Source organism: Mucilaginibacter sp. 14171R-50 (assembly GCF_010093045.1).
Lineage (GTDB): Bacteria > Bacteroidota > Bacteroidia > Sphingobacteriales > Sphingobacteriaceae > Mucilaginibacter.
Genome location: NZ_CP048115.1, coordinates 2,212,068 through 2,236,688, shown reverse-complemented (window position 1 = coordinate 2,236,688; position 24,621 = coordinate 2,212,068). Strand labels below are relative to the sequence as shown.

General features: G+C 41.5%; 29 protein-coding genes. 26 read left to right on the top strand and 3 right to left on the bottom strand.

The features are described 5' to 3' along the window. Window positions 1-4: 4 nt before the first annotated feature. On the bottom strand, window positions 5-583 hold the full coding sequence (locus tag GWR56_RS10285) for an N-acetyltransferase (RefSeq protein ID WP_162431154.1): 579 nt from the start codon (window positions 581-583) through the stop codon (window positions 5-7). Window positions 584-904: 321 nt separating this feature from the next. On the opposite strand from GWR56_RS10285, the gene GWR56_RS10280 reads away from it, so the two are divergent. Then, a complete protein-coding gene (locus GWR56_RS10280) occupies window positions 905-3,745 on the top strand; it encodes a lantibiotic dehydratase (protein ID WP_162431152.1) in 2,841 nt (946 codons plus the stop codon). Here the strand turns inward: GWR56_RS10280 and GWR56_RS10275 are convergent. Further along, entirely contained in the window at window positions 3,633-4,793 is a 1,161-nt protein-coding gene (locus GWR56_RS10275; RefSeq protein ID WP_162431150.1) for a sensor histidine kinase, read from the bottom strand. The two genes, GWR56_RS10280 and GWR56_RS10275, sit on opposite strands and share 113 nt — an antisense overlap. A gap of 92 nt (window positions 4,794-4,885) precedes the next feature. Between GWR56_RS10275 and GWR56_RS10270 the strand changes: the two genes are divergently transcribed. Continuing rightward, the gene (locus GWR56_RS10270) at window positions 4,886-5,044 is read left to right on the top strand and encodes a hypothetical protein (RefSeq protein WP_162431148.1); all 159 of its coding nucleotides are present in this window, start codon (window positions 4,886-4,888) and stop codon (window positions 5,042-5,044) included. Between the two features lie 19 nt (window positions 5,045-5,063). Here GWR56_RS10270 and GWR56_RS10265 read toward each other — a convergent pair whose 3' ends face one another. Then, the gene (locus tag GWR56_RS10265) at window positions 5,064-5,807 is read right to left on the bottom strand and encodes a LytTR family DNA-binding domain-containing protein (protein ID WP_162431146.1); all 744 of its coding nucleotides are present in this window, start codon (window positions 5,805-5,807) and stop codon (window positions 5,064-5,066) included. Between the two features lie 460 nt (window positions 5,808-6,267). On the opposite strand from GWR56_RS10265, the gene GWR56_RS10260 reads away from it, so the two are divergent. The 24 genes from GWR56_RS10260 to GWR56_RS10145 all read left to right on the top strand — a co-directional run bounded on the left by GWR56_RS10260 (window position 6,268) and on the right by GWR56_RS10145 (window position 24,620). Next, entirely contained in the window at window positions 6,268-7,011 is a 744-nt protein-coding gene (locus GWR56_RS10260; RefSeq protein WP_162431143.1) for a LytTR family DNA-binding domain-containing protein, read from the top strand. An 847-nt stretch (window positions 7,012-7,858) separates the two neighbouring features. Further along, window positions 7,859-8,800 (top strand): toprim domain-containing protein, encoded by a 942-nt coding sequence (locus GWR56_RS10255; RefSeq protein WP_162431141.1) that lies wholly within the window; start codon window positions 7,859-7,861, stop codon window positions 8,798-8,800. Between the two features lie 6 nt (window positions 8,801-8,806). Next, window positions 8,807-9,640, top strand: coding sequence for a site-specific DNA-methyltransferase (locus GWR56_RS10250; RefSeq protein ID WP_162431139.1), 834 nt, complete (start codon window positions 8,807-8,809; stop codon window positions 9,638-9,640). Between the two features lie 122 nt (window positions 9,641-9,762). After that, window positions 9,763-10,173 carry a plasmid mobilization relaxosome protein MobC gene (gene mobC, locus GWR56_RS10245; RefSeq protein WP_162431137.1) on the top strand — a complete coding sequence of 137 codons (411 nt, stop codon included), beginning with the start codon at window positions 9,763-9,765 and terminating at the stop codon, window positions 10,171-10,173. A 367-nt stretch (window positions 10,174-10,540) separates the two neighbouring features. Next, window positions 10,541-11,533 carry a relaxase/mobilization nuclease domain-containing protein gene (locus tag GWR56_RS10240; protein ID WP_162431135.1) on the top strand — a complete coding sequence of 331 codons (993 nt, stop codon included), beginning with the start codon at window positions 10,541-10,543 and terminating at the stop codon, window positions 11,531-11,533. A 21-nt stretch (window positions 11,534-11,554) separates the two neighbouring features. After that, window positions 11,555-12,181 (top strand): ParA family protein, encoded by a 627-nt coding sequence (locus tag GWR56_RS10235; RefSeq protein WP_162431133.1) that lies wholly within the window; start codon window positions 11,555-11,557, stop codon window positions 12,179-12,181. Then, complete coding sequence (locus tag GWR56_RS10230) at window positions 12,178-12,528, top strand: hypothetical protein (RefSeq protein ID WP_162431131.1); 351 nt, start codon at window positions 12,178-12,180, stop codon at window positions 12,526-12,528. Before GWR56_RS10235 ends, GWR56_RS10230 begins: the two co-directional genes overlap by 4 nt. Continuing rightward, window positions 12,525-12,941: a hypothetical protein gene (locus GWR56_RS10225; RefSeq protein WP_162431129.1), complete on the top strand. Its 417-nt coding sequence runs from the start codon at window positions 12,525-12,527 to the stop codon at window positions 12,939-12,941. Before GWR56_RS10230 ends, GWR56_RS10225 begins: the two co-directional genes overlap by 4 nt. After that, on the top strand, window positions 12,938-13,222 hold the full coding sequence (locus GWR56_RS10220; RefSeq protein ID WP_162431127.1) for a hypothetical protein: 285 nt from the start codon (window positions 12,938-12,940) through the stop codon (window positions 13,220-13,222). Before GWR56_RS10225 ends, GWR56_RS10220 begins: the two co-directional genes overlap by 4 nt. Window positions 13,223-13,225: 3 nt before the next feature. Next, window positions 13,226-13,516, top strand: a complete 291-nt coding sequence (locus tag GWR56_RS10215) for a DUF4134 family protein (RefSeq protein WP_162431125.1) — start codon at window positions 13,226-13,228, stop codon at window positions 13,514-13,516. Between the two features lie 227 nt (window positions 13,517-13,743). Next, a complete protein-coding gene (locus GWR56_RS10210) occupies window positions 13,744-14,049 on the top strand; it encodes a DUF4134 domain-containing protein (protein WP_162431123.1) in 306 nt (101 codons plus the stop codon). A 2-nt stretch (window positions 14,050-14,051) separates the two neighbouring features. Further along, complete coding sequence (locus GWR56_RS10205; protein ID WP_162431121.1) at window positions 14,052-14,339, top strand: plasmid transfer protein; 288 nt, start codon at window positions 14,052-14,054, stop codon at window positions 14,337-14,339. Then, window positions 14,317-16,740 (top strand): TraG family conjugative transposon ATPase, encoded by a 2,424-nt coding sequence (locus tag GWR56_RS10200; RefSeq protein WP_162431119.1) that lies wholly within the window; start codon window positions 14,317-14,319, stop codon window positions 16,738-16,740. Before GWR56_RS10205 ends, GWR56_RS10200 begins: the two co-directional genes overlap by 23 nt. Continuing rightward, window positions 16,737-17,411 carry a hypothetical protein gene (locus GWR56_RS10195; RefSeq protein ID WP_238395349.1) on the top strand — a complete coding sequence of 225 codons (675 nt, stop codon included), beginning with the start codon at window positions 16,737-16,739 and terminating at the stop codon, window positions 17,409-17,411. Before GWR56_RS10200 ends, GWR56_RS10195 begins: the two co-directional genes overlap by 4 nt. After that, window positions 17,411-17,941, top strand: coding sequence for an MT-A70 family methyltransferase (locus GWR56_RS10190; RefSeq protein WP_162431117.1), 531 nt, complete (start codon window positions 17,411-17,413; stop codon window positions 17,939-17,941). The genes GWR56_RS10195 and GWR56_RS10190 overlap by 1 nt, the downstream gene beginning before the upstream one ends. A gap of 4 nt (window positions 17,942-17,945) precedes the next feature. Next, window positions 17,946-18,611, top strand: a complete 666-nt coding sequence (locus GWR56_RS10185) for a hypothetical protein (protein WP_162431115.1) — start codon at window positions 17,946-17,948, stop codon at window positions 18,609-18,611. After that, window positions 18,608-19,273, top strand: coding sequence for a hypothetical protein (locus tag GWR56_RS10180; RefSeq protein ID WP_162431113.1), 666 nt, complete (start codon window positions 18,608-18,610; stop codon window positions 19,271-19,273). The genes GWR56_RS10185 and GWR56_RS10180 overlap by 4 nt, the downstream gene beginning before the upstream one ends. Before the next feature lie 59 nt (window positions 19,274-19,332). Beyond that, window positions 19,333-20,115: a hypothetical protein gene (locus GWR56_RS10175; protein WP_162431111.1), complete on the top strand. Its 783-nt coding sequence runs from the start codon at window positions 19,333-19,335 to the stop codon at window positions 20,113-20,115. Further along, entirely contained in the window at window positions 20,112-21,269 is a 1,158-nt protein-coding gene (locus GWR56_RS10170) for a plasmid transfer protein (RefSeq protein ID WP_162431109.1), read from the top strand. The genes GWR56_RS10175 and GWR56_RS10170 overlap by 4 nt, the downstream gene beginning before the upstream one ends. An 81-nt stretch (window positions 21,270-21,350) precedes the next feature. Continuing rightward, the gene (traK, locus tag GWR56_RS10165; RefSeq protein ID WP_370463822.1) at window positions 21,351-21,968 is read left to right on the top strand and encodes a conjugative transposon protein TraK; all 618 of its coding nucleotides are present in this window, start codon (window positions 21,351-21,353) and stop codon (window positions 21,966-21,968) included. After that, complete coding sequence (locus tag GWR56_RS10160) at window positions 21,946-22,359, top strand: hypothetical protein (protein ID WP_162431107.1); 414 nt, start codon at window positions 21,946-21,948, stop codon at window positions 22,357-22,359. Before traK ends, GWR56_RS10160 begins: the two co-directional genes overlap by 23 nt. 2 nt (window positions 22,360-22,361) lie before the next feature. Beyond that, window positions 22,362-23,546, top strand: a complete 1,185-nt coding sequence (gene traM / locus GWR56_RS10155; protein WP_238395348.1) for a conjugative transposon protein TraM — start codon at window positions 22,362-22,364, stop codon at window positions 23,544-23,546. Window positions 23,547-23,594: 48 nt separating this feature from the next. Beyond that, window positions 23,595-24,389: a DUF4138 domain-containing protein gene (locus GWR56_RS10150; RefSeq protein WP_162431105.1), complete on the top strand. Its 795-nt coding sequence runs from the start codon at window positions 23,595-23,597 to the stop codon at window positions 24,387-24,389. A 15-nt stretch (window positions 24,390-24,404) separates the two neighbouring features. Beyond that, complete coding sequence (locus tag GWR56_RS10145; RefSeq protein WP_162431103.1) at window positions 24,405-24,620, top strand: hypothetical protein; 216 nt, start codon at window positions 24,405-24,407, stop codon at window positions 24,618-24,620. The last annotated feature ends 1 nt before the right edge of the window (window position 24,621 follow it).

Sequence of the window (24,621 nt, the reverse complement as noted above, 5' to 3'; positions counted from 1 at the left end):
TTTATTACTTATCTGGCTTACGTTTCAAAAAGAACAAGGTATACCCCAACTCCAATTGGTTATAGGTATGAAAACCATGTGATTCGTACCATGGTATATTCCTTAAAGTGGAAGTTTCCAGATATACTGGCAGCTTTTTTTGGTTTGAATGGATTATGATTTCTTTCAATAATTTGTTGCCGATATCCCTATGCTGAAAGTCCGGATCAACGCCAATAAACCAGAGATACGTCATTTCTTCTTTGGGTTGCAAATGTTTGATTTTTGCTTCACGCTTCAATGCGTTGCTTATACCGCTCAGACCAATGGCTTGGACAATCAGCCTGATGTCAAGCCAAATTGATTTTAACGTGGTACGTTTTTGATGCGGATATAATATTAAAGCACAGGCATTTTTATCATCAGATAACCACACCTCACCAAATAGCGAACATATCTCATACGAGTAATCCATTAAAGCTTGTATTCGTCGTGCTCTTTTCTCATCCTGGCTGACGATAAAATTCACACTCTGGTTATCTTCAAATGAACTACTCAACACATTTATTACCGTTGTTTTGTCAATAGCTTCAGCCTTTATCATAGTTAGATATATAAAGTATATAGCAGCAGCATTTCTTACGTCACATTTCAATTTATCTGAGCATGTATAAAATATCTCGGTATGCATATTTTACCATTAGGATAAAGTTGAGGCGAATAAAATCGAATAAAATTAACTATTGTTTAATTATCGTTTACCAATTGGTAAGGTCAGTATCTCCCGAATTTATGGCTGTCTGTCCCGAAAAAGCCCTATTGTATAGAAAATGGTAAGTAAGAGCAGCCAATAATCATTCTTTTGAAGAAATAAAAGGCATCAAGTTCAGGGCGGACCACCGCTACAGTTTGATAAGAATTTACCATGAAGTTGAAAGTATTAGATATGCCCCTTTGCCGAACGCCTATATTCAGTGTAAAAGATGCGCTGGAGGAAAGATGGCAGGATTTGAAAATACTTATCAGGCAGGCTTCGCCTTCATTTTATAAGGTTATTGAAAATTTAGACTTTCACGAATTAGAAGCAACCGACAAAAAAATAAGCTTTTCCATATGGAAGTATTTTAACAGGGCCAAATATAGGGCGACGCCTTTTGGAAGTTTCGCCGCGTTTACCGTCCTTCCGTTGTCAATGGATTCCTCAACCTTAGTCTTGGATGAAAATTTGTTACGCAAACACTTTGTGGACTGGCAACAAAAGGATGCCTTTACAAATGATTTTGCCAGGGTCGTCAAAGACTCGCTATGGTTTCAAACAAATTCTACCGTTTATACAGTTGGGGATGAGATACGATTTATCCGTATTAAAAATGGATGTTTTGAAATGGCTTCAGTATCAGGTTTTCCGGAACTAAACACTATTATAACCCTTTGTAAAGAAAAAACTGCTAAACAGGAAATTTACGATTATGTGAAATCCAATTATCAACTGCATATAAAATCTGTTGATAGACTTCTTGAACAACTTTTAAACCTTCAGCTCCTTCTAACGGAACTGTTTCCAAACATAACCGGTCAAGATTATTTTGAACGGTTAAACATTGAAAGGCCGGTCTCAACAGATTTGTACACGATCTCTGAGCGCAAATTAATCAAGGGCGGGTTCAATGAAAAAAAAATCCAGGAAATTTCAGGTTTGATCAGATTTATGCAAGTGAATTTACCTGATACTGCTAATAGCACATTGACTAACTTTCGTGCCGCATTCCTTAAAAAGTTCGAAAAAAATGCTGTTCCCCTGAGTGTTGTAATGGACCCAGAAATTGGGATTGGCTATGGCAACCTTGGTCATCATTTGAAAGATCAGGACCTGATAAATGTCTTAGAAACTATAGGCAAAAACGAACACCCTGATTTACAGATTTCTTATACCAAATTACACCATTTTCTATTGAATTCGTTAATAAGAGGCGGCGATATCCGGTTGGAGGAGTTCGATGAAGCTAAAACGGAAATCGCATTACCTCTACCAAACACCTTTAGTATCATGTATCGTTTCTATGGTGATCAGCCTGTGATAGAAAATATGGGGGGCTGTACGGCAAATGCGTTGATTGGGCGTTTTACTATTGCAAGCCCGGAACTTGAAAAACTCGGTAAGCAAATCGCATCCCTGGAAGAAAAAGCAAATCCTGGTATAATTTTTTTCGACATTGCCTACCAGGCTGAAAGACAAGTTGACAATGTAAACCGGCGTAAACAACTTTATGACAAAGAGCTGCCTATATTGACCTGGTCATGTGATCCGTCGCCGATTGATTTTGACGATATTCTTGTAGGGATCAGCAATTCCGAAGTAATCCTTTGGTCAAAGAAATTTGAGAAACGAATGGTTCCCCGTATTCCATCGGCTTACAATTATACCCGCTCAGATCTGGCCGTTTACCGGTTTCTATGTGACCTTCAACACCAGGGAATCAAATCTGACCTGAGTTTTAAAATCCAGCAATTTTTCCCTAATCTCGATCACTATCCGCGCGTAGCATACAAGAGTGTAATTGTTTCGCCGGCCATGTGGCGGGTGCCAAAGGCCATCTTACTAGCAGCAAGTCAGCCATTAGAACCACTAACGGCTTTGAGTAACTGGCTGAAAGAGTATAGGGTTAATTTTCGTTTTAAGGCAGGATTTGCTGACCAGACGTTATGCTTTGACCCTGCTATAGAAGCGGATAGGATTGCATTTCTGCATTTTTGTCGCCAAAACCTATCAAAAGTTATTTACATTTCCGAAGCGTTAATACCAAACGAATTAGATGTTTCAGATGACAAGGGCAAACCATACTTAACCGAATACATAGTAAATTATGCACATGAAGGTAATGTCTATTCGGGGAGTCAACATTTAATAAATTACAAGCAGTATAATCGGTCGTTAAATAGTATCTCTTTGCCAGGAGGGGACTGGCTTTATTTTGAAATATACTGTCATCCTTCCAGAAGTAACGCTGTGCTGACTATACAAATTGCTGCTTTTTTAGAAGAAGGTGAACAGAATATCAGAAAATGGTTTTTCATCAGGTATGAAGATCCTAAACCACATCTTCGCTTACGCCTGCAATTAAAGGATACATCACAAGGATACCTTTTCATTAATCGCCTGAATTCGTTTTTGGAAGAAGACTGTCTAAAGGGATTAATCTCTGATATTCAAATAAAGACCTATTTCCGTGAAGTCCAGCGGTATGGAGAAACAAGGATTAGCTTAGTTGAATTTTTTTTCTACACAGATAGCAGACTTATATTATCCCTGTTGAGAAAAAATCACTCACCCGCGCATCTATACGCTATTACTTTAAGAATAATGAAGCGATTTTTAGAATTTTGTTTTGAAGATATAGCTGCCCAAATAGCTTTTACCACAAACATGGCAAATAGCTTTAGAGAAGAATTGAAAATGAATCCGGAAAGTTTTAAAAAAATAAATCAATCATTTGAAAAGCATAAATTAAAAAACACGCAAGTTGACCCAGGTTCTGTTCGGTTCTTTCGCAGTTATGAAAAGCAATTTCTTAAAATCATGAATCGTTGCGATAACAGCACTGAAAGAGCGAATATGGTAGGAGATTTATTACATATGCATATTAACCGACTGTTTATATCTGACCAGCGGAGTCATGAGGCAATATTATATCATTACCTGTTGAAAGACCTAAAGTTTCACCAGGCACTTTCAATTGTAAAAAGGGAATGCCCAATTGAACTTTAAAATGATTGGTTTCGTCTGCATGATAGCTAAATGTTATACCATCGCCATAGGCATAGTTTAATCTATGTTGTATGTTGCTTAATCCCATATGGTTTCCGGCATCCTTTTTTTTGTTGTCTATTAAATTTTCGGTTTCGATAAAAAGTGCCCCGTCCTTTAAATAAATACGGACCAACGCATCGTGTCCTTGCTCTGTTAAGTTGCCATGCTTAAAAATGTTTTCTACCATTGTCAGTAGTACCAAAGGAATTAAATGTATTTGCCGGACATCTTTTTCATACTGCAATTGAAAACCTAGTCCGTGATTCTTCCTGATTTGATTCAAATAAAGAAGATTTTCTACTTGGTCTATTTCATCACCTAAAGGGATAAAGTCACCCATTTTGTCGGAATCTATCGCGTAACGCATCATCTCAGCCAGCGTTATAACCGTATCAGCGGCAGTTGGGGATAGGGATACAATATTGTGATAGATAAAATCTAAAGTGTTAAATAAAAAATGGGGGTTAATTTGTGCTTTTAGGAAAGCATTTTGCGCTTTAATCAATTCCTGCTCAGATTTTTGTCGATAAATGATGTCATTTAACCGCTGTTTTTCCAACTCATTTGTCTTTCTTTTTTCCTTATTGTAGGTAATTAGAAAAAAGTAGCCTGTTGCAAAGCCAATAAAATAAAGATCTCTAAAAAAAGTTTTTAAGCTATACTGAAAGTTTAATATTAGAGGCCCTTTATTAATAAGAATGTGGATAGTAATCAAGAATTTATCCACTAAAAAAGATATTAAAATAAAAACCATTATTTCCAGCAAGAGAATAAGTGGTAGTTTCCAAAGCATAGTTTTTCCATTTTTCATTGCCCAGGGCAAAGACCAGTTGGCATGCAAATAGAAAAGGGAAATTATGATAATATAGTGTGCAAGATATGTTATCGGATTTCCAAATACGCCCAGGAGCCAACCGATGGTAAGCGATTCATATAGAATAAATACTATCCATATTAATATATGGAGCCTGTATTTTTTAAGCCAACTTCTGAAAATCCTTTTCATGTTAAACCTCCTTTCTGAATAGAATTTTACCTATTCCAAATAACTGCTTTCAATGCTGGTTAAATTCACGATAAGTTTCATAAAAAAAGCTTATGAAACGCAAACAATTTAAAATTATCGACACCACACTTTTTGTGTACAATCCCTCAAAATCTTTAAAAAATATTACTGAAACAGAGGGGACTGATCCAACAACCAGCATGATCACAATGACAAAAACTGGCATCTTCGGCGTCGGCAATTCAAATTAATCTTTATAAAAGCAAGGCGTTAATCTTTACGCCTTGCCTTTATCAATTTTTCCGACATAAATGTTGTAAAATCCTTTTTATAATATTCTCCAATAGTAATCTGAAGGCCATTAACCATTTTGATCGTATTACCATCAATAGAGTCAATATGATCCTTTCCAATAATATAACTCCGTTGGAATTGTTCAAAGTTTGGAAATTGCCGGAATATTTTGGAGATTTCGGTCAATGACATATAGGTGAGGACTTTTTTTGTGAGCGTATGGATCAGCACATAGTTTTGTTTGCTTTCCACAGCAATCACCTCGTCATATCTGATTTTTACAATCTTTAAATTGTCGTCTTTATTTTTCACGAAGAAATAATCATCAGATGTCCTTATATCCAGTTTAGATTTTTCCTCTTTTGGAAAGAGTCTAGTAATGGTAGCGGCAAATTTGGATAGTGTATAAGGCTTCAGCAGGTACGCATCAGCCTCAGCCTCAAATGCTTCGTAACCATATTGAGTATAAGAAGTAGTGAACACCAGTTTACGGGTTTTTTGTCGGATTTCTCTGGATAATTCTATCCCTGTTATTTTAGGCATGTCAATATCTAAAAGGATCAAATCAACCATATCGGCTGTAGCCAGGTCAATTAAAGCTTGCACCGGATCGGTATAAGATTTAACTACACTCAAATTTGGAATCGAACTAATATAGGTTCTCAAGCCCTCAATCGCGTAAGGCTCATCATCTATGATAATACATTTATTTATATTCATATAATAGCAACTATCACGTTTACTCAGTTATTTGTTCATATTAACGCCATATTCTTATAATATGTGTTTTCCAGCGTAAACGCCGGTAAAAAGGAATAATTAATTAGGGATATATATCGGCAATTCCACAAGGATAGCTATTTATTAGCACCACTGTTTTACAGCATCAAACCTGACAGTTAAGAAAACGAGCCCTTCTGTGTAGAAAACACCCCTTTCGGGGTAATAAAAATGAGCTTTCTCTTTTTTACGATTAAATTAGTAATATAGTTGTTTTGGAGATTGTTGACTAGGGTTAAATTGTCAAATAACACTCATAATGAATAGGTTAAATAAAGTGAAATTGTAAATCTAGCGATACAATTTTTTACACTTTACAAAATATTAGTTACTTTGTCTTAGGTAAGTTTTGCCGCGCTCTTATGGACAAACTTTTTAATCGGCATAATATTAAGATCATATGTTGAATTGCATTATTATCGATGACGAACAATTTTCTGTTGATGCAATTCTAAAATACATCGAACTTCTCCCGAAACTTTATGTCGTGGCAATTTACAATAACCCACTTAAAGCTTTAGAACAAGTCACCTCGGAGAACAATATCGATTTGATTTTTATGGACATAGATATGCCTTTTTTGTCGGGAATCGAATTAGCAAAAGCTTTGAGGCCTAAAACACGGAAATTAATATTTACAACGTCTCACTCTAAATATGCATTTGATGCTTATGAAGTGGAAGGCGATGCCTATCTATTAAAACCTTTTAGTTTTGGAAAGTTTTCGATAACGATCAATCGGTTATTTCCGAATGAAGCAGTTGCCAGGATACCAGAAGCAAGCCACGAGGATGATTATTTCTTGGTAAAGAATAAAGAGGAAGACTTGCGGATTGTCAAGGTGGGCTACAAAGAAGTTATCGCTTTTGAAAGTTCACATAACTATTTGAAAATACATTTGGCCAATAATAAGATCCTAACCGTCTATTTAACGATTAAGGATATTTTGGAACTTTTAGGGCCGCGTGATGAATTCAAGCAGTTTCACAGGGCCTTTGTTATTTCGACTGATTGCATAAATTATATTGAAGGCAATACAATCAAAATGAATAATAATTTATCCTTCACCGTTGGCGAAAGTTACCGCGAAAACTTTTCATCCTTCTTGTCCGGCAAACTTATTAAAACCTCAAGAAACCGATAAATCCGAAATTTACAAACTGATTTAACTTCCAAGAATGAGTATAAAGGTGCAAGGGCATCTTTCATATTACTGTGTTTCTTATATCGCTTTTTCACCAACTACTCAACGCGATTTATCCAGATTTAGTGGAAATAATCGTTCTCCCGGATCAATATTTATTACATTTTCAAATAGAAAACGGTTTTAGAACCATTTGAACCCAAAAAAACTTTCCCATGGAAAGGCTTGCCGAATTGTCCGATGTTGACTATCGCCAGGTTTCATACGTTGAGTTGGACCAAACCGACCTCTCTATAAGTTCTTTATCGGCATCTGCAAAGCCTCGAAATTAATTTAGCTAAATTAATGAATGCTGAAGAATTAAAACAACTGCCTCTTTTCTAATAGTTTAAAAATTTCACCTTTTTAAAAAATAGCTTTCTTCCGTACAGGGGTGAAAACTTTGTTTCACCCCCTTTCACTGGTTGCGCATATCCATATCCGCTTGCTTTGCCTACATGATTACCACAACGGTAATCGATCAACCGGTTTCGATTGGTGGTCAAGCGAGCGTTATTTGACATCAGGGGATAAAGCATTATCCGGCTTAGCAGCCGGAAATTTCGCGAAGGTGAGCGTAAAGCCGCAATAATCTGAAAACGCGAAGGCAGGCAGCTAGCCCGGATCGTAGGATCTGACGTGAGTAGTCCCGAAATATATATACCGGCAGAAGCGAATTTTTCGGGACCAATACCCGCTGCCGGTACACATAGCTTATCATTTGCAACGGCACCGTAATTTTTCTGAACGGGTGTCTTTTTATTTTCTGCCGGTTACCGGCTTTCCATTTAACTCAAATCCATTATTTATGTCAAAGTTATTAACCGCCAGAGAGCTAAAGACACAAGCCTCTCTGGTAGACCTGTTAAGTCGTTTGGGGTATCAGCCAGTCCCTAAGCGTGGTCGTGAAAAAATGTACATTAGTATGCTGCGGGACAATGATAGCAATCCGTCCTTTAGTGTGAATGATGATCTTGGCGTATGGTTTGACCATGGAGCCGGGAAAGGCGGGAACATTATTGATTTTGGTTTAGCCTATTGGAAACATTTAGGATTTAACGAAGTCGTTAGAAAGATCCAGGACGTATGTTCCATTGAAGCGGCTGAACCAAGGATCTTACGGCCAAGAAAACCGGTAAAGGTAAATCATGTAGTTGAAAAGGTTAGGCCATTGGGTGCACATCCGGCTATTACAGATTATTTAAAAAGTCGTGGCGTTTTCGAAGTTGCAAAATTTTACCTAAGCGAGGTCTATTATTTCGTAGAGGACGAGAACGATGTTCGTAAACATTATTTCGCGGCAGGCTGGCTCAATGAAAATAACTCATGGGAGGTTCGCAACAGGTATTTCAAAGGATGTATGGGGCACAAAGGAATTACTTTTATTCCAGGCCACCCTAAAAAGGCTGCTTTATTTGAAGGTTTTCTTGACTTTTTGAGTTGGCGCTTTGATAATCCCGAGGCAGAACATAGCATTATCGTTTTAAATACGCTAACCCTATTACAGAAAGGAATTGCCAAAGCAAAGGAATTCTCTTGTCTGGATATTTACTTTGACCGGGATAAGGCAGGTAAATTGGCCAGTAGAGATTTTATAAAGGCATTACCCTATGCTACCGACCGATCATCAGCATACGACGGGTTTAATGATTACAATGATAAGATTAAGGCGCAGCTAAAAACAGCCGCCACCGAGCAAGGAACCAAAACAAATTTCTTTGCTAATGTCCGGGTCCCTTTTGAAAGGTAGGCCATTATGTCATTAGTACTCGATGAATATTTAAATAGGGTAATAGAAGCCGATTGTCCGGAAGTGATGAAGAACTTTCCAAATAGTTCCATAGACCTTATTTTATGTGACCTGCCCTATGGCACGACATCCAATCCTTGGGATATACCGATTGACTTTAACTTGTTGTGGCAAAACTATGAGCGGATCATCAAACCCAATGGTGTTATAGCTCTGACCGCTGCGGGCATTTTTACCGGTTCAGTCATTTCAAGCAATCCGGCTTGGTTCAAATACAAGATCGTCTGGATCAAATCAAAGTCCACCAATTTTTTGAATGCCAAAAAACAGCCGCTCCGGCGGCATGAGGATATCTGCATCTTTTATAATAAGCAGTCGATCTACCAGCCACAAATGATACCCGGTAAATCTTACAATAAGGGCTGGCGAAAGGAACAGACTACTGGCTGCTATGGTAAGTATCATTCATCACAGGCCATTAGTAATGGCAATCGTTATCCTTATGATATTTTGTTTTTTGACGAGGGAGAACCCGACGACTGGTTTTATTGCAAAACCTGTGAGCATGAAGAAACAAGGCCTTATCATCCCACACAAAAGCCGGTGGACCTTGGCCGTTATCTTATCCGAACGTTCACTATACCCGGAGCGGTGGTACTGGACAACGCTTGCGGTTGCGGTTCTTTTTTGATTGCTGCTATCAGGGAAGCCCGAAATTTTATTGGTATCGAAAAAAACAGCGGCGCCTATCATCAAAAGGTCAAGCCAATAGATTTTGTTAAAATAGCCAGGGATCGAATAGCTGCAGAGACGCCACCCAACTTCTTATTTAATGGTTGAAATCCCAATTTAATAATCAGGATTTCCGTTGCTTTAGCAACGGCAAGATGTCTTTTTGTTTCACAAAAAGTCTCTTGCCCTTCCAGGGGGGAAATATAAAAACTTCGCAACTCGTTTTTTCTATGGCTGACATAAAGAAGCTGAATGGGAGACCTAAATTAATAGAAGGCAAACGAACCAAGTTCATCAACGTCAGGTTTACTGAACTGGAGTATCGGGAAATTGCTGATCTCGAAAAAGAGCTGGGTATTTCTAAAACAAATCTGATCAGAATGCGCATGCTGTCCGATGCGAAAAAAGCCGTAATCAATTCCAGGGAGTTGATTAAATACATCGACAGCGCTGGCGCCGAAATGGGAAGAATTGGAAATAATATCAATCAGTTAGCCAAACACGCCAATACGCTGAGATTGAAAAGTGCATTAAACCCGGAAGTCATCAGGCAATTCAACATTCTGTTTGAAGAATACATCCGTGTTCAACAGCAATTCGAAGTGTCCCTTCGTAAAATTATCAGGGCAATGGGCGTTTGAATGCCTGTTACCCTGATAATCGAAAGGTTACTGCGGTATGGTTTATCGCGATTCGGTAAGCTATGCAGATAAACAGATCGCAAGATCGATAGATTGGAAGATTCGGAAGCCCTAAGATCACCTGCTAGTGAATTCGGTAGATCACAAGATATTCTGATTCCCTGATCGGTAGATTATTAGCTATTGAGAGAAACTGATTACCTGATTTTGAGATTCGCAGGTCTGGAGATCGTAAGATTACCTGCTCGTGATATAGGTTGCTATCGTGATTGCCAGCTACTAAGATTGTTTGATTAGTAGCCACCAAGATCTGTTGATTTTTAAATATATAGATCGATTGATAGGTTTTCCTAATGCAAATTAAGCAATGATCGCTCATATTCTCGAAAAGCCTTCCCGAACATTCGCCGGTGTAAAGTACAATACCAATAAAGTTGACCGGAATACAGGCGAGCTGATGCTGATTGCCAATTTCGGCGCCATCCAGGCACTCAATAACCCCCGGCCGCAGGATTTGGTAAACTATCTGCTAATGATTTCAGCACAGAACAAAGGCATTGCCAACACGCAGTTCCATGCTGTTATTTCGGCTACCGGCCGCAATTATAGCAAACAGGAATTGACAAAGGCCGCAGTTATGTGGATGAAAGAAATGAAATACGGCGAGCAACCTTATCTAATCGTTTTTCATAAAGACACAAAAAACAACCACGTTCATGTCGTTAGTTCCCGCGTGGGTAAGGACGGAAAGCAGATTGACCGGGACTATGAACATGTTCGTGCGGTACGAAATATCAACAAGGTATTAGGCTATGACTTTGCCATGCAATACCGGTTTAGTACTAAGGCACAATTCTATCTGATACTGGAAAACCAGGGCTTTCTTGGCAGGGATTACCTTAATGAGGAAAAGCTTCTAAAGCGAATACAATCCTATACACCGGATAAAGCACGAATAGCGGAATTAAAAGGATTGTTTATGATCCACAAAGCAGACGCTGATTTTGTCCGGCTGATGAAAACGCAATACGGGCTTGACCTGATATTTCATTCATCTAACGGTAAAACACCATACGGTTATTCGGTCATTGACCATTCCACAAAGCAGGTTTTTAAAGGAAGCGAAATCCTGAATCTTAAAATTCTTTTGGATGTGAATATCAATATTGAAAAATTACAACAACCGCCAGGCATTGACTTATACGACTACGTCAGTGAAAGCGCAATAACCTATTATTCTGAATACTCCCCGGAACCAATCTACATCCAGCCGGTAATGATTTCCGACGATGTGGACGACCAGCAGGTACTGGGCATGAAGCGCCGCAGACAAAAGAAAGCAAGAACTAATACCCGTTAAGGGATAAACCCATGAAAAATTATGATCTGTTTATTTGGCAACCAAAAGGGTGGCGTTGGAAAAAGTACGCTCACCGTCCTATCAGGGAACTACCTGAGCCTGGCTAAAGACTGGCCCGTAACCATCATCGATATGGACTATCAACAATCCATTTCGCAGAAATTTGAAAAAGCAAAGGTGCTGGAAAACGAAGAGCCTTATGATGTGCTGCCGGCGAACCTGGAAAGCTTTCCTCCTTTAATACCCGTCCTAACAAAAAATAAAAAGGATGCGATTTTAATTGATCTGCCGGGTAAGCTCGACGATGACGGACTGATACCGGTTTTTAAATCGGCTGACCTGGTCGTTTGCCCTTTTGCATATGATGAATTTACTTTTGAATCGACAGTTTTATTTACGGTTGTTCTAAAAAAGGTCAATCCGAATGTGGAGGTGGTGTTTGTTCCTAACAGAATCAAAGCAAACGTCAAGTTCGAAATTATGAGTGAGGTAAACGAACAACTTTCCAAATTCGGGAAGATCACCATGACGATTCCTGATCGTATCGATTTTCAAAGGATCACCACCTTCCAGACGCCCTTATCACTCTACGGAATTATTACCCCTGTTTTTGAAGAAATATTTGCCGACCGTTTATGGAAAAAATGAAATCATTAGCTGACCAGCTACGCGAAAAAATGGTAAAGCCCATCGAAAACCGAGGCAATGAAAAGCCGGATACTGTGGAAGTAAAAACAAAACAGGCTGTAGATAAAACCAGCAAAGCACCCGGTGTACCCATATTAAAACTGTTAACCGACTATGATAACAGCGATCATAAGACCATGGTGCATTTCCGCTTCGATAAGCAGACAGTAGATTTTCTGAATCAATTTAAAATCGCAACCGGCGTAGACGCTACCAAATTCGTTGCCTATTCCGTCCGGCAATTTATTAATGCACATCCCGAGCTTAAAACAATCATTAAACAATTTATACAAAACTCCTACTTATGACCCAGATTAAATTTTTACTCGGATTGCTTTTTGCCTACGCGGCCTATTACACCGTAATTATCATTAGGGACAAAAAGCGCCAAAAGCAAGTGACGGCAAAAGCCGGTGAAGATACGGCTGTAAAAGATGAAGTCCCACCATTCCAACCGCTCCCACAAATGGAAAGAAAGATGGATAACCTACTCATTCATGATACCGTGGTCAGGTCATTATTCGCCTACGACAACGGTGACCACAAGCAAATGGTGCATGTGCGCTTTGACGCGCAGACGGTTGACCTGCTAAACAAGTTCAAAATGGCAACCGGTACTGATATTACCAAATTTGTCGCTTTCGCGGTAAAATACCTTTTCGAGTCCAATCCGGAACTCAAAAACATCATCAAACTATACTTACAAAACACAAAATTATGACCTGGATTAAATTCGCACTGTGGGTGCTTGGCAGCTATGCCGGCTATTACACTGCCCTGATTGTTTGGGATTACCTGCGCACAAATCGCGGAGAAGCCGCAAACTCAAAACATGAACTCACCTTTGTTGAGGACATTCATCCTGTTAAATCATTTGTAGAAGAAATAATCGGTTCAGCCAAAGAATCGGCTGTAGCTTTTTCAGGTGGTGTAAGCCTTAAAGAGCTTTTTAATCTCGCCCGTGAGGAATCGGTCGAGTACATCAAATCCGTTAGCTTCTAATGAATGAAATTTCTCCTGTTTGTTTGTTGCTGCTTTTTCGGCGCAACGGCATTTGCACAACCCGGCATCTCCGAAATGCAGCAGGCTAAACAAGATCTGTCTTCCTCCTTCTTTTCCGCCTTTGATTGTTGTATGGTACTGGCCTGTTTATTTGGCCTTTTAGGTGGGCTTAGAATTTACCATAACTGGCAGATGGGTAAGGATCAGATAGATTCTGCAGTAGCAGCCTGGTTTTTTGCATCTTTCTTTATGATCCTGTCGGGTCCTTTTTTGCGGGCATTGTTCGGAATCTGAATGCCTGTTTTTCCTGAATGCTTCTTCCCTGGAAGCTATAAAAGATTCCTGTCTTTACGTTCTTCAAAAGTTCAAATCTTTTTGGATTTAATCGGCAGTATGCAATCTGCCACCATCTTGGGTGAAATAATCGGGGCGTGTTCGTGATCTGAACGCTCTTTTAGCATAACCGGCCTGCTCCCGGCAGGCTCTAAAAGATCTCCGCCTTTATTTTTTTCTCCAAATTAATGTTTTCAAAAACAAAAAAATTATGGGGTTCAGCCGTATTGCTGGCCCTGTCTGTTCCCGTATTTGCGCAAAGCGGCGTTAACGGCCTGAACACAGCAACCTCTACCTTAAAGACTTACGTAGCCCCCGTAACCAATATTACTTTGGTGATCGGCGGCATCGTCGGTATCGTAGGTGCCATCCGTGTCTACTCGAAGTGGAACTCAGGCGACCAGGATATCAACAAAGAGTTGATGGGATGGGGAGGCTCTTGTGTCTTTCTCGTGGTATCTGCTTTGGTAATCAAAGCTTTCTTCGGCTTGTAAGCATGGCCAGGAAGTATCCTGTTTATAAGGGGCTGCAACGGCCCCTTATATTCAAAGGCTTCAAAGGCAAGTTCATTTACTGGGGCATTGCCTCTCTTTTAACCGGACTTGTATTTGGGGCTTTAACAATGTCACTGGTCAATATGTGGCTTGGTGCCATGGTCTTGATCGGATTTATTGTAGGCGGGCTGCTCTTTACTGCCAGCAAACAAAAAGGCGGCCTTCATTCTAAAAGCCGCAATCTAAACATTTACATCCTTAATCATTATGGCCGTAAAAACCTTGTTTAACATTCCCTATGCGGGAGTGGATAAAGATGGGGAATACGATTTGCTTATCGGCCTCAACGGTGAATGTTCCGTTGTCATCCAATTAGTAAACCCAGTCATCCGTTATTCCGCCTATCCGACAGGTTACGAGGAATTTCATCACCTGCTAATTAATGTTGTTAAAATTTTAGGCGATGGCTACCTCCTGCAGAAACAGGATATCATCAGCCGCTCACCCTACAAAGGTCCGCCTGCCACCGAATACCTGCAAAAACAATATAACGCCCATTTTGACGGGCGGGAATGTCTGCAGGTTGCCACTTACTTAACGATCACGCGACAGGTAAAAAAGGGCGCGTTCTATGTTTACGACGGCCGGGTTCTGCGCGATTTCAGACAAGCAGTTGGAAAAGTGTTGGATGTTCTGCCCGCATCGAAGGCGCTTAATGAGGGCCAGTTAAACCAATTGGTCTTACAACTGCTGAGCATGGATTTCGGCAGGTCAAATATTGTCCTTGATAACCTTGCTCCATCGGAAACGGAAATTAGGATGGGTGATAAATCGGTCCGCTGTATCAGCCTGGTCAATATTGATAGCATTGATCTACCGCCCGAGGTTGCTACACACATCGAATTAAATGATAAAGAAACCATGCGCGGGTTCCCCGTAGATTTCATGTCTTTCCTTTTCAAAGTGCCGGGTGTGGACGTGATAGTATATAACCAGGTCATTGAAATACCAAACCAGGTGATGACGCTCCGCAAGCTGGAGCAAAAAAAGAAAAGGCATGCCGGTATACCTGACCCTGCCAATCAATTATGTGTGGAGGATATTGATCTCCTGCTGAATGATGTGGCCCGCGAAAGCCAGTTGCTCGTTAATTGCCATTTTAATATCCTGGTGGCTGCTCCCGTTGCCGTCATTCAAAAGGCGGTCAATTTTGTAGAGAGCTCGCTCTTCCAATTGGGTATCATCCCAAGTAAAAATGCATACAACCAACTGGAACTTTTTCGTACCGCCCTGCCGGGGAATGGTGTAGAGCTAAAGGAATATGATTGGTTTCTCACCACTTGTGATGCAGCCATCTGTTTTTTCTTCAAAGAATCCCTGCCAAAGGATGAGCCTTCTGATTTCCTGTTAAGATTTACAGATCGCCAGGGCATCCCTGTTGGCATGGACCCCGCGGATTTACCCATGCGGACGGGCCGCATTAATAACCGGAATAAATTTGTGCTTGGTCCCAGCGGTTCCGGTAAAAGCTTCTTTATGAATGCCATGATCGAGCAGTATATGCTCTATAACATGGATATGGTAATTGTGGATACAGGCCACTCTTATTCAGGCCTCTGTTCCTATTATAAGGGGAAATATATCACTTACACTGATAGAAACCCTATTACGATGAACCCCTTCCGCATCACTGAGGCGGAATATAACATTGAAAAGAAGGATTTCCTCTGTACGCTGATCGGGGTGACCTGGAAAGGTGCTGAGGGAACGTTGAGCCCGGTAGAGCGTGATGTAATTGCAAACGTGATCTCTGCCTACTACAGCAAATTGTTTGCTGAAAATGGCGATTTAAGCTTCAATACCTTTTATGAATTCGCACTGAATAAAATCCCGGAAATCAAGACTGAGGAAAGGATTGTGTTTGATTTTGACGAGTTTAAATATGTCCTTAAAAAGTTCTATAAAGGGGGTGAATTTGCCCGGTTACTGAATGAAGACACCGATAAATCATTGTTTACCGAGCGCTTTATTGTGTATGAAATTGATTCCATTAAGGAAAACAAGACGCTCTTTCCACTCGTCACGCTCACGATTATGGACGTCTTCATCCAAAAAATGCGTTACCGCTCAAACAGACGGAAAGCTTTGGTGGTCGAAGAAGCATGGAAAGCCATCGCCAGCCCGCTTATGGCAGGCTACCTTTTGTACCTCTACAAAACTGTCCGTAAATTTTGGGGTGAGGCCATAGTCGTTACGCAGGAATTGGGCGATATTATCGGAAATGCGGTGGTGAAAGACAGTATCATCAATAATTCCGATACCATTTGTCTGTTGGATCAAACCAAGTTCAAGGATAATTACAATGATATCGCTGCCCTGCTTTCTATCAACGAAACTGAAAGACGAAAGATATTTACCATTAACCAGCTGGATAACACAGAAAACCGGGGCAGATTCAAGGAAGTCTATATCCGGCGTGGTGCAGTCGGCGAGGTGTACGGCGTGGAGGTTTCCTTGCACCAATACCTCACCTATACAACAGAAAAGCCGGAAAAGTCAGCCGTGGAAAGTTACACCAGCCGATTCGGTTCTTACCCTGATGGCCTTGATGCCTTTATCCGGGATCTAAAAGACAGTGGAAAATCGTTACCTGCCTTTATTTCAGAGGTTAACCAAAAACAGCAATCATGAAAAACAACATTTTAAAAACTTCAATTTTAGGAATTATATTTTGCTTGTGCATTTGCCTGGCAAATGCACAGACCCTCACCGTCGACCCTGCTGTATCTGCTGCTATAGCTGTTAATGCGGGTGTGATCAACGGTCAGTTAAACACCACCAACAATAAACTTGACCTGATCCAAAAAGGCCAACTGGCGGTTACTGGTCAGCTTGTTATTGTAAATGACCTGCAAAATAAAATCTATCAGGGACTGAGCCAGGTTGCATCAGTCATCAATAACCTGGCCACCATCAAAGAAATCGCCGAATGTGGCACTGATATTATCAGCGATGTAGAGGCATCTGTAAAGCTTGCCAAATCCGATCCGGTATTATTGCTATTTGCAGAACAGGGTGCCCGTGATTTTGAAACAAGGGCGGCAACTCTTGCAGCGGATGTGAGCGCATTCGTATTAAAGGGAGGGAATAATCTGATGGATTCCGGAGAGCGCGGTAAGATGCTCAATCATATTGCGGATGAAATGCGCATCCTGCGCGGTATCGCTTATGGAATGGACAGGGCGATGTATTGGGCAAAGATCAATGGCATATTTCGCTCACTCAACCCTTGGGCGGAATGGCAGAACCAGGACGTCAGGATCGCCAATGATGTCTTAACCAACGCTAAATACCTCAAGTAATGAAATTTAATTTGATCATGGTTTGCCCGCCATGGAAACGGTTTAACCGTTTCAGAACGAGAGGCCCTTGCCTTCCCGATAATTTGCCACCAAAATTGCAAAGATCGATTGAAGCCTTTGAGTTCATCCAACAAATACTCAGGGACTTCACTACTGATGAGCATCTGGTTTTTATCTGGGTGCCTGGAAAATATGCAATGGACTACAGGGAATATATGGCCCGCTTGGGTTACACAACCCGTGGGTCATTTATTTGGGTACGGCCAAAATGGAAAAGTGGCAGCGATGAAAAGACAATGGAATTTCTTATGGTCTGTCATAAAGGCAAAATGCCTCAAGTATCCGATCATTATCTCAAAATGACTGATTCACATTTCCCCGGCACAGTAAAAAACAGGTCGGCAAAGCCTGAAAGTGCTTACAAATTTCTGGAAGAAGAATTTCCCTGGGCACGTAAGCTTCAGGTATACGGAAACACCAAAAGGCCTGGCTGGACGGTGTTCCATCGAAACGAAGAAAAAATCAAATAGTATCATGAAAACTGTAATCCTATTAATTGCCGTTTTGCTTGCAGGAACGGCCAACGCTTTTGCACAGCAAAAGATACTCGATATTCCGGCACTTCACCAACTCGTCGATGAGTCAGAATCTGAAAACAAGCTGCAGGTTAAGGCGAAGAATCAACAAGCGGCGGCAACAGCAAACGAACAGGCCAATCTAACTTTACTGGATAAGTTGAAAAAAATGTACCGCACCTTACAACAGCGCTATAATACACTTGGAACGGCCATAAACATTGCCGACATTGGTATTTATGCCACGCCAATGGTGGAGCGTATCGTAAGTAACCAGTCACAGATCGTTCAACTGGTGCAGAAAAATCCTGCATTAATAGCCATCGGTTACCAATCTGCCCTGCAATTTGCCGGTCAGGCCAAAAGTCTGGTGGCTTATGTAACCGGGCTCACTTTATCACTGGGCGATTTGAACCAGATGAAGGCCTCCGATAGAAAACTGCTTTTTGATTACGTCATTTCCGAACTAAGCAACATCCAGGACCTGTCTGGCAACATGCTCAATATGATGCAATATTCCAGCCTGGCCTCCTTGTTAAGGGCCGCAAACCCATTTCAGAATTTTATAGATGCCGATAAGTCTATCGGCAGTGATATCATTCAAAATGCCAAATATCTAAAATGAAAAACTTATGTTTTGCCAGCCTGCTACTGGTATGTTTTCAATATGCACAGGCGCAGGAATATGTGATCGATTACCAACACCTTATTGCTGTTTCCCAAAACGCCGCAGTACGGAGCAGCGCTGAAGTTACCCATGACCAATATCTGGGCAAGATCAATAATAATATCAATGACCTGAATACCAATGTTGGTTCCGTTGTCTTGGCGCAAACCATGATCTATAATGGCTTATCCAATGTAAATTCAGCTTTAAAGGACGGACTTGCGGTTAAAAACATTGCCGTAATTATCGCTGACATGACAGGGTATATTAGCCAGGCATTGGACATGGCTAAAAGTGAACCCTATCTGCTCGTCTTTGCAGGGAATATGGCTTCTGAAATGCGAACGAGGTCACTGGCATTGGTAACCGATGTTTCCGGGTATGTACTCAAAGAGGGCAATAATGTATTGGCAGACTATAACTCCCGTGACCAGTTATTACGCAAGGTAATTACCCAATTGCAAATATTAGATGGATTAGCCTATGGTACCTGGAAGGCCATGTACTGGGCAAAGGAACGCGGCGTAATCGCATCCCTCAATCCATTTGCCAACTTCATCAGTCAGGATACCCGGATTGTTGATCAAATCATTCAAAACGCTAAATATTTACACCAATGACCATTATTCCGATGTCGCCGGATGATAGCTTGAATGCCACTTAAAAAACAATTTAAATCATGAAAAAATTCTTAATTCCACTACCATTTATTATGCTGGCGCTGATACATCATTGTTTCGGCCAGGCTTTAGCCCAGGACAAGGCCGTCCGGTACCAGGAAGAACGTATGGTCTATCTGCAATGGGACCAAAATAAGTTTGAACCCAAGGCGGGTTTCCTTAGTCTGAACCCTTATTACTGGCTCACGTGGGGGTTGTTTCATCCCAATTATCACAAAACCGATCTCCGGCCCTTAAGTGCCACCGGTCCGCAGACACAACGCCTGGCCTTAGTTGGCGCCATGAATACAACAGATAATAAGTATAAACTCCAATCAGATACTGTTAGGAATACCGCATTGTCCGAAATTGCCAATCAATCAGGGCTGATCTCCGATGCAGACCCTTTATGGCAACTCTATTACAGCAAGGAGTTGAAGCCGGTGCTAAATAATTCAACGTCATCCATTTTAGGAGGGCTCTCTCCACGGGTAAGCACTAAACTGGTGTCCGAAGGCTTGTATAGCTGGTACAAAAATGAGTTGAATATGTTAAAGGAACGGATCAATGCGGCACATACAACTACCATAGATCGTGGTGCGCGCATCCTGGCTTATCACCGCTACCTGATGGAATATCGCAGGCTGGCCGGTATCTGGGCAATCCGGACTTCATCGGCGCAAGCCGCGCTAAATATGACCGCCCAACAGCAAAAATTACAAGCTGGACAGGTGACGGTCACCAACTGGACGCCGCAAACAGACATCCAGATCGCAAATCAAGTTTTACAACACCTGCAATGAAAAGGAAAATAATTTTAGCAGTACTGCTATGTTTATGTGTATCCGCAGTATTTGCCCAAACAACAACCAGTACCGATAATACCAAAACTCTGCAGTTTCTGCAGGGCGACGGGGTTTATGAAGCAGGCGTTATGGTTTTCCTAAAGGGACTTAAAGATTCCGTATGGACACATTTTGACCTGTTTATAACTGATGCCAAAGCCCTTTCCGCGATTTTCATGATCATCTTTTTCGCGATCAAATCCTATGAAATGATGGTCGGAGACAAGCAGCTGGAGATCATGCCCTTGCTGCGCCCCTTCGGTTTGGCCATGGTCATCATGTGGTGGGGCGGGTTCGTTAAAATGATCGCATTTCCTACTGAACTGGTGACCAATCAAACGGAACAGATGTTTAACAGTGAGCAAACCACCGTTGACAATTTGCGGCTAAACAGGTCAAACCTGATGCTTGCTGTTGCCAATTCCCTTTATACTTACCAAGCACAGACTGAAGTCGCTGAAAAGGAAAGCGACACCTGGTACGGTCAAGCCTGGGATTCGGTAACCAGTACCGTTAAGGAAGGTATCAGCAGCGTTGTATCACCATTACTCGAATTAAAGAACCGGTTAACCGTGGGTATGCAGTTGCTCTTTACCCAATTGCTGGAACTATTGGGAATATGGATTTTACGTTTGGCCGTGTACATCATTTTTATGATACAAATCATTTACTCCTCTATTCTGATTATCCTTGGCCCATTTGCCGTAGCCGTCAGCATCCTGCCGGCATTCCGCGATAGCTTCAGCACCTGGATTGCCCGTTTTATTTCCGTGAACTTGTATAGCGGCATTGCTTATCTGATCATGTATCTAACCGGCCTGATGCAGGAATACGCACTTACCTCAGAGATCAGCAAATACAAGGAGCTGGTCGGTGAAAACGGTCTGAGCGCAAACCTGGAGAAAATGGCCTGGTTTGCCGGTAATGGCATCCTGTCCTTTGGTACCGTCATCATCGTGTTCCTTATCGGTGCTATCTGTATGTTCACCGTGCCCAGTATTTCTACCTGGATCATCTCGACCTCCGGTATCAGTTCAGCTACTTCCACCTTTGGCCGCAGTGCTGGTACTGTGGTAAGTATGGCTCGAAAAGCAACCGGGAGCTTCTTTTAAAACCTTCTTTTTTTTCTCTTTCTCCTTTTATGACAGGCTGACCCGCAGGTGCGGGCCGGCTTTTTTTATTTAATGATTTTTATGATGATCATAAAAAATATAGAAGCCAAAATCAGGTTAGCGACTTTCATTGCCGCCGGTAGCCTGCTGACTTCGCTCATTATTGTCGGCATGAATTGTCTTTATGCCTTTAAAATGGTTTCCAACGCACAAAAAAGTATCTATATACTGGATAATAATATCCCCATTCTCGCACGGCAAACTGATATGCAAATGAACCGTCCCGCCGAATACAGGGCCGATGTTGACCTTTTCCATTCCTTATTTTTCTCCTTAACCCCGGATGATAATTACATGGAATATCAAATGAAAAAGGCCATGTACCTCGTGGATCAATCAGGGATGGAGCAATACAATAATTTGAAGGAAAACGGTTTTTTTAATTCTATCCTTTCTTCGAGCTCTGTACTAACCCTGCAAACAGATTCCATTTGGGTAGATGTGCCGAAACATTATTTCCGCTATTACGGTAAACTAAAAATTGACCGCCGCAGCTCTACGGTTGTCCGTTCCCTGATAACGGAGGGGTACCTGAAGGATATCCCGCGAAGTGATAATAACCCACATGGTGTCCTGATCACCAATTGGAAAACCCTTGAAAATAAAGACCTGCAAGATGTGGAGAAAAATACATTCTAACAGAGATCCCAGGGATACGCTGTACAGCGAAATACATAAGGAATTCGGCAGCTATTTCGCTATTGCCGGGAACGCAGCCAAGCGCCTGGTGGGTGCCTACCCAAAGTTCTTTTGGGGATGCATGATCTTCCTGATGACATTATCATTCGTGCTATCATTTACGGTTTTTCGCAAACCTGAAAAAACCAACACAGCAGCGGTAAAAAAAGTCAACCCGGTGGAGGATGGCTTTAGCCAGATCTTACAGGCGACCGGAAATATCCGGGAAACCATGAAACTAAAAAAGCTGGTAGATAGCCTTACCGCCAAAAAGCAGCTATCAGTTGAGGATAGCACTTTACTGGATAGTGCCCTTGACCGCCTGTCCAAAATTCACCAAACACTTAAATAAAAATGATGAAAATTAATTTTAAGCAGCCTAAATATATGCTGCCGCTCATCCTATTGCCCTTTTTGTGCCTTTTCTTTTACGCCTGGCATAGTGGGTTTTCCAAGCCAAAGCCAACGGTTACCGAAAATGTCGGGCTAAATGGTTCTGTTGGCAATGTATCCGCCGATGTCCGAAAGAAGCAATTGGCGGATAAGCTCGATGCTTACCGGAGCACTTACAAGGAGGCTGATGGCTTAACAGCCGTGAATGTGATACCCCGCGAAAATTCCAGTAACCCCGCATTTAACAATGATTATTCTGATCAGCAAAAGAAAAAGCTGGATTCTATTCAGCAGGCCATGAAACTAAAATTTGGCAATGGAGGCAACACCACTTCAAAGCATGAACAACAAATGGGGTTGAACAATGACCGGCAGGTGGCTGGTGCGATTGAGGCGATGCGCAACAGGCAACCAAATTCGTCACGCCCGGTTGCGCCTGTAGCCAAAGAAAAAGATCCGATGGAAGTTTTCAAAGCGCAAATGGCCATCATGGATAGTATCAATAAAGCCAACGACCCGGCCTATAAACATGAGTTAAAGAAAAAAGAGGCCGCTGATAAGGCTGCTAAGTTAAAGCAAAACCAGGTTAGGTTGACGGTTGAAAAAGCAGATGCGATCTCTTCGGATTTTAATACGGTAATGCCGGAAAAGGAGACTGCCTTTATTAGCGCTGTCATCGACGAAAATGTAACCGGTTTTGCAGGATCACGCTTACGACTGAAACTTCTGGAAAATATTAAGGCGGGCAATAACCTGATCAAAAAAGGCACCTACCTTTTTGCCCAGATCAGCGGATTTACAGAGCAGCGGGTAACCCTGGCGGTAACTTCCATCTTATATGATGGGAAAATCCTTCCGGTCAAACTGGATATCTATGATATGGACGGCTTACCCGGACTCTATGTGCCGTCATCTGCTTTTCGGGATTTTACCAAAGACCTCGGAAGCAACTCGGTCCAGGGCGTGACCATCGATGGCAGTTCCGGTAACAGCCAGTTTATCATGAGTTCGCTGGATAAAGTTTTTCAATCCACTTCATCCGCCATCGCCGATCTCATTCGCAAAAATAAAGCGAAGCTTAAATACAATTCTTACCTCTACCTGATTGACAATGATGCGTTGCAAAACGCTCAGAAGTCCTATTAAAAACAGCGCTCCTTGCGAGCGTGTAATTGACTTTTAAAAATAAAAAACATGAAAATCATTTTTTTCTGCCTTTTGGTGCTCTGCGCCCCAACCCTTTATGCCCAGGAAAAACTACCTGTAGTTTACCTGCCTGAAAACCTGACCATTCATTTTATCTCACCGGAGCCTATACAATATGTAGATATCTCAACAAAAGACCTGGTTGGTGATTTGCCGCTTAAAAACGTCCTGCGCTTAAAACTGCGCGATTCACTCAAATCCTTTTTAGGTTCAGTGGTTACCGTTGCAGGTGAAAAATTTATTGCACAATACCGTTTATTGCCGGGTTATCCGGGAGTGCCTACCGAGATAAATATTGTTCCGGCAGATATGCTGCCATTGGATATCTCCGGCATCGGCCTGTCCCAAAACCAACTGAAAGGGTTAGCCCTCAGCCTGATCGCCAAAAGCCCGGATAAACATATGGAAAAGGTAAAGGCCTTTGGCATCAAAGGAGCGTTGAACCATGTATATACGGTTGGTGATTATATATTTCTCGATATCGGCTATCACAACAAAACTAACCTGAAATATGACATTGATGATTTCCGGTTTAAGGTTGATGATAAAAAAGTCACCAAAGCGGCCAATAACCAATCGGTTGAAATAAAACCGGAGTTTGTGTTGTTTAGTCCGCCTGCTTTCTCCAAAAATTACCGGAACATCTTTGTCTTTAAAAAGATGTCTTTTCCTGGTAATAAGGTGCTGCACGCGGAACTAAGCGAAAAGCAACTTTCCGGCCGTGTCATTACCCTGAGTATTTCCTACCAGGATATACTGGATGCGGATACGCTGCCTAATTAATTCATACCAATTTTTATGACTGATTCCATAGGCTACGATTATGTAAAGCTTGTGTTGGAAGAAGAATTTTTAAGGGCATATCTCCGCTTTTCCAACCACGGGATTCTCCACTACGAGCTTACCAATATCCTCGAACTCTGTGCCCCGCTCATCAAAGGCTTGGACGAGGACGACCGCTTCTTAAAATATGAAGTGATCGGAACCATAGCAAATTATTTACAGGAGGTTTAAC